Annotated in this window: 8 protein-coding genes and 1 tRNA gene; 4 read left to right on the top strand and 5 right to left on the bottom strand. The window is 66.6% G+C overall.

Annotated features, from left to right (window positions below):
• Positions 1 to 66: 66 nt before the first annotated feature.
• Genes FM113_RS11520 through FM113_RS11510 form a run of 3 tightly spaced genes read right to left on the bottom strand, consistent with a single transcriptional unit; the run spans position 67 to position 5558 of the window.
• Positions 67 to 1833: an AMP-binding protein gene (locus FM113_RS11520; protein ID WP_087014815.1), complete on the bottom strand. Its 1767-nt coding sequence runs from the start codon at positions 1831 to 1833 to the stop codon at positions 67 to 69.
• A 4-nt stretch (positions 1834 to 1837) separates the two neighbouring features.
• On the bottom strand, positions 1838 to 4957 hold the full coding sequence (locus FM113_RS11515) for a DUF2207 domain-containing protein (RefSeq protein WP_087014813.1): 3120 nt from the start codon (positions 4955 to 4957) through the stop codon (positions 1838 to 1840).
• A gap of 49 nt (positions 4958 to 5006) precedes the next feature.
• Positions 5007 to 5558 (bottom strand): adenine phosphoribosyltransferase, encoded by a 552-nt coding sequence (locus tag FM113_RS11510; protein ID WP_254908985.1) that lies wholly within the window; start codon positions 5556 to 5558, stop codon positions 5007 to 5009.
• A gap of 181 nt (positions 5559 to 5739) precedes the next feature.
• Between FM113_RS11510 and FM113_RS11505 the strand changes: the two genes are divergently transcribed.
• Together FM113_RS11505 and FM113_RS11500 are read left to right on the top strand one after the other, a co-directional pair.
• Positions 5740 to 5816: transfer RNA gene (locus tag FM113_RS11505), tRNA-Arg, on the top strand.
• A gap of 129 nt (positions 5817 to 5945) precedes the next feature.
• Entirely contained in the window at positions 5946 to 6851 is a 906-nt protein-coding gene (locus FM113_RS11500; RefSeq protein ID WP_140393353.1) for an ankyrin repeat domain-containing protein, read from the top strand.
• A gap of 47 nt (positions 6852 to 6898) precedes the next feature.
• On the opposite strand, the gene FM113_RS11495 is transcribed toward FM113_RS11500, so the two are convergent.
• Complete coding sequence (locus FM113_RS11495; RefSeq protein ID WP_087014805.1) at positions 6899 to 7774, bottom strand: 3-hydroxyacyl-CoA dehydrogenase family protein; 876 nt, start codon at positions 7772 to 7774, stop codon at positions 6899 to 6901.
• 96 nt (positions 7775 to 7870) lie between these two features.
• Between FM113_RS11495 and FM113_RS11490 the strand changes: the two genes are divergently transcribed.
• Together FM113_RS11490 and FM113_RS18280 are read left to right on the top strand one after the other, a co-directional pair.
• A complete protein-coding gene (locus tag FM113_RS11490) occupies positions 7871 to 8539 on the top strand; it encodes a TetR/AcrR family transcriptional regulator (protein WP_087014803.1) in 669 nt (222 codons plus the stop codon).
• 82 nt (positions 8540 to 8621) lie between these two features.
• Entirely contained in the window at positions 8622 to 10388 is a 1767-nt protein-coding gene (locus tag FM113_RS18280) for a 3-hydroxyacyl-CoA dehydrogenase NAD-binding domain-containing protein (protein WP_217896004.1), read from the top strand.
• On the opposite strand, the gene FM113_RS11475 is transcribed toward FM113_RS18280, so the two are convergent.
• Positions 10375 to 11037, bottom strand: a complete 663-nt coding sequence (locus tag FM113_RS11475) for a DUF998 domain-containing protein (protein ID WP_254908984.1) — start codon at positions 11035 to 11037, stop codon at positions 10375 to 10377. The two genes, FM113_RS18280 and FM113_RS11475, sit on opposite strands and share 14 nt — an antisense overlap.
• Positions 11038 to 11100: the final 63 nt, after the last annotated feature.

Below are 11100 nucleotides of genomic sequence, written 5' to 3'. Positions count from 1 at the left end.
TCAAACGCGGTTGACTACGGGGCCTGGTGGACCTACTCGTTCCAGCGCACTGCGGCCAGGAGGGCGTTAGCCCTTGAGACCGGGGAAGTCTTCTTCGCGCCACTCCTCCGGCAGCCGCTCGCCCGCGTCGTACGCCACGACCTCACGGTCGCGGAGTTCGACGCGGCGGATCTTGCCCGAGGTCGTCTTCGGAAGTTCGAAGAACTCAACCCGGCGTACGCGCATGTACGGCGGCAATGCGACGCGGGCGTGTGCCAGCACCTCCCGCGCTGTGTCCTGGCTTGCGGGGACCCCGGCGGCGAGCGCCACATACGCCTTCGTCACGTTCAGCTTGGTCTCGTCGGGTGCGCCCACAACCGCGGCCTCCGCGACCGCCGGGTGTTCGAGCAGCGCGCTCTCCACCTCAAACGGGGAGACCTTGAAGTCACTGGACTTAAAGACGTCGTCGGTGCGGCCCACAAAGGTGAGGACCCCACCCTCACCGCGGCGCGCCACGTCACCCGTGTGGAACAGTCCGTCCGCGGTTGCCCGGGCGGTGGCCTCCGGGTTGCCGAGGTACTCGGTCATCAGGTTCACCGGCGCACTCCGCGGTGCGGCGGCAGCGTCGGCAGCGTCACCGGGAACGATTCGCAGGCAGATTTCGCCCTCTTCGGCTTCTTCACCCGTCACGGGGTCCACGAGGATCGCGTCGACACCGGGCAGCGGGAGACCCATGGCACCAGGAACCACGGGGTCGCCCGGCATGTTCGCAATGAGAGCGGTGGTTTCGGTCTGGCCGTAGCCGTCGCGGATCTCGAGCCCCCACCATTCCTGGATGCGCGCAATCACTTCGGGATTGAGGGGTTCGCCCGCTGACACGACCTCGCGCAGCGCACGCGGCTTCGTGTCGAGGCGGTGCTGGATCAGCATGCGCCACACCGTAGGCGGCGCACAGAACGTTGTGACGCCGGCGCGATCAAGCTCCGACACGAGGAACTCGGCATCGAATCGGCCGTAGTTCGCCACAAAGATCGTCGCCCCCACGTGCCAGGGCCCGAAGAAGCTGGACCACGCGTGCTTTCCCCAACCGGGCGCGCTAATCACGAGGTGTGTGTCTCCGGGACGTACACCGATCCACGACATTGTGGTGAGGTGCCCCAGCGGGTAGCTCGTGTGGGAATGCACCACGATCTTGGGCAGGCTCGTTGTCCCCGACGTGAAGTAGATGAGCGACGGATCCTGACTCAGCGTCCGGTTCGGAATAGTGCCCGCCCCGGACGCCCGGGACTCTTCGTAGTGGGCCCACTCCCACAGCGCGGCGCGCTGATCTTTCGACGCGTCTGCGAGCCCGACACCCACCCCACGGTAGGAGCCCGGAACGTCCGCGAATTTCACTGCATCTTCGGGCGCGGCAAATACCCACTTCACGCGTGCACGGGCGACTCGGTCTTCAAGCTCTGCAGCGCCGAGCACCACTGAGGTGGGGAGGATCACGACGCCGAGTTTCATGGCGGCGAGCATGATCTCCCACAGCTCGACCCGGTTGCCGAGCATCAGCATTGCTACGTCGCCCTTGCGTGCGCCCGTGCTGCGCAGCCAGTTTGCCACCTGGTCGGAGCGGTGCTTCAGCTCCGCGAAGGTGAGTTTTTGTTCGCTGCCGTCTTCCTCCGCGATCCAGAGCGCGACAGTGTCATTACCCTCGGCGATCACGTCGAAGACGTCGTGCGCCCAGTTGAACGAGTCGCCCACATCAGGCCAGCTGAACTCGGCGCGGGCGCGCGCCGGATCTCCCGCGCAGGCCAGCAACTGGTCACGTGCGGTGAAGAAGGCTGCGGAAGCGTCAGTCTGGGTCATACGCCTATTCTCTCTTGGACGTCGAACGGTTCTGGAATTTGGGCCGCAGCCCCGCCACGATGAGGCACTCGGCAAGGATGGCAGCCAGCAGGACGCCACCCAGCACAAACGCACCGACTCCCAGTGCGTCTCCCCCGGGCATCGACCCGATGACCCACCAGAACACCACGCACTGCGCGATCGCGAGGACCGGGAGCGCGACGAAGGCGACGAGTCGCAGGGAAAGCCCCGGGGTCTGGCGCCGGAGCGCCGCTGCGGCTGCGACGCCGAGCGCGGCCGCAATCAGCCCTCCCGTGCCCCACATCATCAGCGCGTAGGGTCGGTGGTAGTCAGCAAAGAATCGCTGCGCGCCGCTCGCGGTGACCCCGGTAAAGGTGTCCGGAGCAAAGGAAAGGCGAGCCCCGAGGTCCGTGTATGAACCGATCTGAAGTTCGTAGTGCCCGAGGGTCGCGTTCACCTCCGGGGAGACTTCGAAGCCCGCGTCCGGATCCTCCGCCTCGGGGTCGGCAGCGCTCTGATCCAGCTCCGCCATCGGGTCGGTGATCCGCGATTCGACCGAGTCCGCGTCGAATCGGAACACCACAGAGCCATCTTTTTCATGACTTTCCGAGCCGATACGCAGCTCAAGTCGCTGCGAGTCTTCGGTGTAGCTCGACATCTCAGTAACCCACGGTGCCACCGCATTTCCGGATACGAACGGGATCTTCGCCCGGTCACTATCCGTGTCGATCCACCCGCCCTCGCGAATCTCGTCCGCGAGTTCCGGGGCGACCGTGAGCTGCACCCGAAGCGGGCGCACCGGCTCGCTCCCGTCGTAGGGGTTATTGGGATTGACGTAGTACTCGTCCTCCCACGAGTCGAGGAGGGCCGCCCACCGAAGCTGCTGCGTGGCTTCGCTCGCCGTGCCCGCGTCAACCACCGGGCGTGCCAGGGTGTAGCGCACCTCGACGCTGTGCTCCCCGCTGAGCGCCTCGGCGAGCTGGGTGGTGACCACGGCACTGCGCGGCTGCGGGATCTCCCGGATCGGTGCCGGAGCTCCGTCCACGAGCAGAGAATCGAGCTCGAAGCCGAGATCTTGACCGAGATACTGGGTGCTCCACTCGCGAGCAAACTGCGGCACTCGCGCAGAGTCCTCCGCGAACACCACCGTAAAGCGCTCTACAACCTCGAGCCGGGCGGCATCTGCGTCGTCCCGGGTGAGTTCGGCGCGAATATCAAAGCCTTGGATCTCCGTGGCAAGGATGCCCGGGAGGTTGCTTGCATCGTCGCTGAACCGCTCCGCTTTGGCGTAGGGTGGCGGCACCGTAGCCGCAACACCGATCGCCCCGGCAAGGACGGCACCCGCGGCGAGCAGCGCCAGGATCGCGGGGAACGTCAGGAAGTTCCCGCCGCGCCAGCCCTGCGCGAGCGAGAGCTCGCCGGTCTCCCGGATTGCATGCTCGGTCACTCGGGATCCCGCACGGCGCGGCGAGACGAACAGCACCGCATAGGGCAGCAGCGGCTCGTCCACGGGCCCGCGATCCAGCAATCGTGTTGCCCGCGCAAACACGTGGATCCCCTTGAGATCCTGCACCGCGCGTGCGCCCTTTGGGGTGAGGGGACGAGGCCGGCGCACAAGCACAAGCGTGGCGATCGCCAACGCGGTCGCGAGCAGCACGAAGACGGCGGGCCACCACACAACCAGCAGAATGACTTGGTGTGAAAGCTGACGCAGCAGCCCCCACTGCAGCAGCGTGACCGCGATTGGAGCGTAGACGAAGAAGTCGCGGACGTAGCTGTCCGGCACCCATCGGAGGCCTTGCGCTACCACCTCATCAGAGCGACGCCAGCGCGCCGAGGTGGTGAGGACCGTGGGGGCGTTGCCCAGGCGTCCGGCCCGACGCCCCGCGCGTGCGAGGCGCGCCAGCCAGGACCTGCGCTCCGCAGGGGTCACCCGCTCTGTGAGCGTCTCAACAAGTTCGGCGTGTGCCGAGCGACCGAGCAGCGCTGTGGCAAGCTCGGGTGAGAGGCCCGCGGGTGGCGTGCTGCGCGGCAAATACCAGGGCTCGCCGGCGCTGTCCGCCCAGACAACCTTGCGGGCTGCGGCCGCGAACAGTGTCAGCACGGCAAGTCCCGCGAGCGGGAGCAACGGACCAAAGCTCTGCCACCAGAACAGCGCTGTGGTCTCCGGCTGCGCAAAGGTACCGGCGTCGAAGCTTGTGCGGATCAGGATGTCCGGGTAGGGCGGAAGCCCCTGATCGTTGGTGAAGCTGTATCGGATGCCCGCAGCAGTCGCACCGTCGGGTTCAAGCCACTGCGTCGCACTCGCGATCAGCCAACCCACATACGCCTGGGGCGGCCGCACAAGCGCCTCGTCGAGTTCCTGTGGCAGGGTCAGCGAGACCTCAATGCCCTTCGTCGCCTGGGGCCACAGCTCACCGAACACGGGCCAGTTCCAGGCGTCGACGATCGCCCCCGTCGCGTCGTCTGGTTTCGGGGTGATCAGGTTGTGCAGTTCGTAGCTGACGGCAATCTCGTGCTCGCCATCGAAGCGTTCCCCGTCCGGACGCACGATGCGGATCGTGGTAGTCGTCGCACGCCGGTCCACTTCGGCGGCGATCGTCTCTCCGTCGACGGTGACCTGGCCGAGCGCGAACTCCGCGTCGTGGCCCTGGAATTCCGTGACGAGCACTCGCTCCACGGCGGTTTCGGGCCCGTTCCGGAAGTCCGCGGTGTACCGCTCCTCCACCGTCGTGGCGAAACCGCCCTCGGGGTCCCGCGTCACGGTGTAGTCGACTGTGGCGTCACGTGCCACCCAATCGACTTCGTCGACGTTCGCGGAGGCGATGACGTCGTCGAATTCGAGTGGCTTGTTGATCACGGGGCCGACAAGCAGGAAGAGGCCCACGGCGGCCAGCAGGGCCCACCCCACACGCAGTGCGTTCCGCACCGAGGTGTCGCCCCGAGCTCGCAGCCGCGCCTCGATCGTCGTGAGGATGCGTGCGAGCCACCGAAAGAACGGGGTGTGCGCGGGGGCCGGATCGGGGATCCGTCCCGAGTTCAGCAGGTCCGGGTCGCTGCCCGCGAGGTCGAAGAAGTCGGGGCCGGGCAACCCGCGCCGAGACGGTTTCGCGTCTTTGCTCATACTTACTGGCTCCCCCGAACCCCGGGTCCGACCCGTCAGTCTCGCGTGCTTAGCTGTGGAAGACCGTGTGGAGCTGCGGGTCGTTCAGCGCGGCGCGACCGCCGAGATCCGCGATCTCAAACAGCACCGAGGTACCCGCGACCTCGTAGCCGAGCTCAGCCATCAGGGCGTGAGCAGCCACCAGGGTGCCGCCCGTGGCGAGCACGTCATCGATCACAAGCACGCGGGAACCGCGCGGGAAGTCGTTGTGCGCTTCAACGACGGCGACCCCGTATTCGAGCGCGTAGTCGACCTTGGCCGCGGGGCGGGGCAGCTTGCCTGCTTTGCGCACCGGCATCAGGCCGGCACCACTTGCATAGGCAGCGGCGCTCGCGAACAGGAATCCCCGGGCCTCCAGTCCTGCCACGACGTCGAACTGGCCTGCGAAGGGAGCGATCAGCGCGTCGACTGTGGCCCGGAATGCGGCTGCGTCGCCGAGGAGCGGGGTGATGTCACGGAACAGGATCCCAGAGCTCGGGTAGTCCGGGATCTCGAGGATCAGCGACTCGGCACGCTCAAGGGCAGTCTGGGAGTTCGCGGGGGCAGTGATGTTCTCTGGCACGGAGACAAGGGTACCTTGCCTGCGCGCCGCGAACATGGAGACCGGGTCGGTGACGTGCGGTGGCCTCACTCACGGAGCTCACGCTGGGCCAAAACCGGGAGCGTACACGCCCGGGATTCGCGCCCGAATTTCCGTTTCATTGGGGGCTCGTGTAATGTTTTCCAAGTTGGGAAACCAACGAGCGCCCCTAGCTCAGCTGGATAGAGCATCTGACTACGGATCAGAAGGTCGGGGGTTCGAATCCCTCGGGGCGCACCAGTCAACACCCGGTCAGATGAAGATCTGACCGGGTGTTTTTGGTTTTTACTGAGCCACTGCCTCACCCACCAGGCAGTTCAACCGATCAGTTGATGTCTCCGACAACGCACCGGACGTAGCGTGAGCCACATGAGCCCGATTTTTGCTTCTCGCAGGCCCGCTCGCGCAGTCCGGGCGAGCACGCCACTCACCGCGCTTGTCGGTTTGTCCCTACTCCTCGTGGGCTGCGCGCCGGAGCCGACACCCTCCCCCGCTCCGTCGCCGAGTTCCACTGCGCCACTCACGGACGCGGCACCTTCGATACAGCCCGCGCCCCCGAGCCCTGCGGCCCCGGAGCTCAGCCAGGCAGAGCTTGATCAGCTCGTGCGCGATTCCGCCTGGGCAAATGACGTTGCTGCGGCAGAGGCCCTGATCGCCCAGGGCGCGGACGTGAACGCCCAGGACTCGACGATGCAGTCCGCGTACCTCATCGCGAGCAGCGAGGGGCACACCGAGTTCCTGCGGCTCGCTCTCACCCACGGTGCGAATGTGGCGGATCTCGACAGCTGGAACGGGACCGGCCTGATTCGAGCGGCCGAGCGCGGACACTGGGCCGTGGCGGGCGAACTGATCCGGGCCGGTGTGCCGCTCGATCACGTCAACCGCGTCGGGTACCAGGCAATTCACGAGGCCGTCTGGTTCGGCCGCGACGATCCGAGCTATCACGCCGCGATTCGCGTGCTCGCGGCCGGAGGCGTAGAGCTCGACCGCCCCTCAGTAACCGAAGGGCTCACTCCGCTGCAGATGGCGGAGTGGAAGGGGTATCCGGGAAGCGCCGCGGTACTTCAGGCGATCCTGCAGGCTCCCGCGCCGACGGATCCCGCGGCTGCACTCCTGGACGCGGCGGCTTCCGGAGACGCCAACGCGGTGGCCGTGGCGCTGCGCGCGCAGGCTGACCCGAGCAGCGTCGACGCCGACGGACGATCCGCACGTCATATCGCGGAGGATGCCGGGCACAGTGCCGCTGCCCAGGTGATTCGGGCGCTCGGCGGGTGAAGGCTCGGGCCGTGCCCCGGCCCGGCCCGAACGCTACCCTCTGCGCGCTACGCCTCGTGTTTGTAGAAGCCCTCGCCTGTTTTGCGCCCCAGCTTGCCCGCCTCGACGTAGCGACGCAGCAGCTCGCGCGGCCCACTCGGCAGGGTCGGTGTCTCCGCCGCATAGTGCTCTTCGATGTCGAGCACCACGTCGAGCCCCACCTGGTCCATGAGCGCGAAGGGCCCTGCTGGCAGTCCCATGTTGGCGCGCATGATGGCGTCGACGTCCTCGGGCGTGCTGACACCTTCCGCTACAACGGCGAGTGCTTCACGCTTAATCGCGGCCCAGATTCGGTTGAAGATGAAGCCTGTGCTTTCGGCGTGTGCGATGAAGGGTGCGAGTCCAAAACGTCGCAGCTCCTCAGCCACCTCTTCGAGCAAGCCTTCCGAGGTCTGGCCGTCGCTCATCAGTTCAACCGCCATGCTTGTCGGCGGCATAGCGAAGTGCATGTTGAAAACACGCTCAGCGTTTGTCACCTCATCGATCACCATCCGGGAGGCGTACGAGGAGGAGTTCGTGGCAAGTAGCGCGTCGTGATCGGCGAGCCGGTCGAGGTCCCCAAAGAGGGGCCGTTTGATCTCGAGCTTCTCCGGCACGGCCTCGACCACGAGCCAGGCGCCGGAGAGTGCGTCGGCGACCTGCTCGACCGCGGTGACCGATCCGGCGACTGGGGCTTTGCCATGCTGCGCCAGGCGCTCAGTGAGTTCGGGCAGCGTTTCCGAGATGTAGGCGAGCGCCGCCTCACGCTGCGCTTCCTGGAGGTCGGCGATACGGACATCCGAACCACCGGCCGCGAACACTGCGGCGATGCGCCGGCCCAGCGTTCCGGCCCCCACCACAACGATGGGACGTTCTGCCGCGTTTGCGGGAAGTGAATACTGCACGATGCCTCTCAATCCGGTGATGCGCTCACCTGGCTACTTCGATACAATTCGTATTGAATTCATTATGCATCGAATTGTGATGAAAGGGAACCGGCCATGACCCAGGGCGACTCCACCGGCACTGCGAGCGACGTCGGCGCACCGGCTGCACCCGCCGCACCCCGGGCGCGCGTGCGCACCCGGGGCGCACTCCTCGACGCGGCCGCCGCGATCTTCGCTGAGCGCGGTGCCCCGTCCGCTTCTATCGACGAGATCTGCTCCCGCGCGGGCTTCACGCGTGGCGCGTTCTACTCGAACTTCCGCACAGTGGACGACGTGTTTTTCGCACTATATGAACGTAAGACCGATGAACTGATCGCGGGCATGGAGGGCTTCGAACAACACCACCCCCAAGCAGGCGAGTCCCGGGAGGTCGTGATTGAGTCGGCGGCCGATGAGATGCTCCGCGTCATTCCTGCAGACACCCAGTGGTACGCGCTCCGGGCAATTTTTGGTCTGCGCGCAGGCAGCGACCCGGAAATGGCCGAGGTCCTGCGCGCGCACGGCGAGGCATTCCAGCATCAGGTCGTTCCCGTGCTGCAGGGTGTTGCGCAGGCCGTCGGAGCCGAGCTGATTCCGGATGCCGACGAAGCAACACGCATCCTGATCGCGTGCCACGTGGGCTCGGTACTCCAAGGGCCGTTCGTCGATACTCCGGACAGGCTGCGCCGCGACGCAATCCTCACCGCGCTGCGCGGCGTCCTGAGCGACGTTCCCACCGGCTAACCCGCAACCGCTGCCACCCAAGCTGCCGCGTTCCACCCACTGACGGTCCCGCCAGTTCCACACTCAGAAAGGTTCAGACACTATGACTACCTCACGCGTTGCCATCATCGGAGCTGGGGTCATCGGCCTCTCCTGGGCCGAGCTCTTCCGCGAGCGCGGCTGGGAGGTCGCGATCTACGATGTCTCCCCCGACGCGATTCCCACGGATCGCGGATTCGAGATTGCGGGCTCAATCGCTGACGCGGTCCGCGGGGCCACACTTGTGCAAGAGAACGGACCCGAGCGCCTGGAAATCAAGCGCTCCCTGCTCGCAGACATCGCTGCAGCGGCCTCCGAGGACACGATCATCGCGTCCTCGACGTCGAGCTTGCTGCCCTCGCTCCTTGCCGAGGGCAACGAGCGCGCGGAGCAGATCCTGGTGGGCCACCCGTACAATCCGCCGCAGATCATGCCGCTTGTCGAGATCGTGCCCGGGCCCGACACCCGCGCCGATCTTGTGCAGGCAGCCGAGCGGATCTACCGCGACATCGGAAAGGTTCCCGTTGCCCTGCAACGCGAGGTGCCCGGCTTCGTGGGAAACCGAGTCCAGAAGGCGGTGCTTGACGAAGCGATGTGGCTGGTCGCGAACGGCGTGGTTGATGCACGCGACTTCGACGTGATCTTCCAAGAGTCCCTGGGGCTGCGCTGGGCGTCGATCGGCGTGTTCGAGGCTTCTCATTTGGGCGGCGGCCCCGCGGGCCTGCGGCACATCATCGAACACGTGGGAGCCGCGCTCGACGCGATCGAACTGCATCGGCCCGAACTCACCCCTGCAGCCCGCGAGGCGCTGGTGCAGCAGGTCGAATCGACCTACGGGATTGCGGACACCTACCCGGAGCGCGCGGGTCGGCGCGATCGCATCACTCGGGCCGTGCGTGCAACTGTCGGCTCGGAGCAGCGCCGCCCGGTGCTGTACGCACTCGACGTGCTCGGTGGGAGCGTGAATCGCATCGACCCTCGTTCGGGCGACACTGTGCCGCTCGTGTCGGGATTGCGCGAGGCCCCCGACGGGATTGCCGTGGACACCTCAGCCGGGGCAGTGACGTTCACGTGCATGGGGCAACCCGATGGTGCTGCTGCCACGGGAGAAGAACCGGAGTTCACCACCCGCAATGGATCTGTACAGCGGATCCCCCTGACAGGCGGCGAGCCTGAAGTGATCGTCGACCGCGGATCGTTTGTTACGGGCAAGCAGCTCGCGGCGGATCCGGCGACCGGGCGGCTGTACTGGAGCGACCGAGAGGGGCGCGGGATCTACCGCGCTGAGGCCGATGGCTCCGGGCTCACTCAGCTCGTCGACACCCGCGGCAGCGGCCCCAGTGAGGTCGAAGAGTGGTGCGTCGGGATCGCTGTTGACGCCGCGGCGGGACACCTGTACTGGACGCAAAAGGGGAACGCTGATGTGGGTCAGGGTCGGATCATGCGTGCAGGGATCGAGATCCCCGAGGGCGAACGCGCCGCGACGCGACGCGATATTGAGACGCTGTGGCACGACCTGCCCGAGCCCATCGATCTGGAACTCGATCTCTCCGCGGGCATGCTCTACTGGACGGACCGGGGCGCTGGACCGGACGGGAACACCCTTAATCGCGCACCGATCCCGGCAGCGGGTGAGCCCGGCACAACTCCCACGGTGCTGTCCCGTGGGTACCGCGAGGCGATCGGGCTTGCGCTCGACACGATCCACCATGTCGCATATGTCTCGGACCTCTCCGGCGTTATCCGTGAGGTGCAGTTGGGAACTGGTGTCGAGCGCGTCGTAACCACCCTGCCGGGGGCCGCAACCGGACTCGCGCTCAGCTGGGAGTAGTCGCCGCAGCGCTCGGCATCACCGCCGTGCGCGCTGTTGCAACCCCGAGCAGACTCAGCCAGAAGATCCCGATCGACGTGGCAATGAACTCGAACAGGCTCCCGACATCGATCCGGAACTGCAGCAGCGACATGATCCCTCCGGCGGCGGCAATCACGGCAACCAGGATTGCCGCCGCGAGGGAGATCCGGCGCAGACGCGGGTAGCCCTCGGCAAACGCGGTCTGCAGCATGGCCCAGGCCGCCGCTCCAAAGGCGAGCACCGCGGAGCTTGTATGGATCAGGTCCTGCCAGGTAAAGGTGTCCCCCACCGGGACCGGGCAGCCGTACGTGCACGGCACCTGCGAGGCGACGAAAAACAGGAGACACGACACCACAAGCGTTGCCGAGGGGGCCCAGGCGTTCAGGTACGGGAGCCGAGAGCGCACCCCGCGCGCGCCCCAGGCGACCATGAGCCCACCGCCGACGATCAGCAACAGCGCGAGCTCGAACCGGGCTGCGGTCGGCTCGCCGTCAGCGCCCAGCCCACTCACGTAGACGACGCGATCCGTCTCGGACCGCGCCACCCAAATGATCACCAGGGCAACCGCAACGAGCGCGGCACCGAGCATGGCACCGGCGGCGCGGAGCTTGTTGAGGGGAATCACCACGGCTCAAGCGTACGCACTGCGCTGGCCCCGCGCACGGTTCAGGACGGTTACGGTCTCCAGCGA

Source organism: Leucobacter sp. 7(1), assembly GCF_900163635.1.
In the GTDB taxonomy this organism is placed as follows: Bacteria; Actinomycetota; Actinomycetes; order Actinomycetales; family Microbacteriaceae; genus Leucobacter.
Note: the sequence above shows the minus strand (reverse complement) of the source record. Positions and strands in the feature narration are given on the sequence as shown.

Excerpts from the sequence above, each read along its gene's own strand:
- FM113_RS18280 (WP_217896004.1), top strand. The coding sequence starts at position 8,622 with ATGACTACCTCACGCGTTGCCATCATCGGAGCTGGGGTCATCGGCCTC.
- FM113_RS11490 (WP_087014803.1), top strand. The coding sequence starts at position 7,871 with ATGACCCAGGGCGACTCCACCGGCACTGCGAGCGACGTCGGCGCACCG.
- FM113_RS11520 (WP_087014815.1), bottom strand. The coding sequence starts at position 1,833 with ATGACCCAGACTGACGCTTCCGCAGCCTTCTTCACCGCACGTGACCAG.
- FM113_RS11515 (WP_087014813.1), bottom strand. The coding sequence starts at position 4,957 with ATGAGCAAAGACGCGAAACCGTCTCGGCGCGGGTTGCCCGGCCCCGAC.
- FM113_RS11500 (WP_140393353.1), top strand. The coding sequence starts at position 5,946 with ATGAGCCCGATTTTTGCTTCTCGCAGGCCCGCTCGCGCAGTCCGGGCG.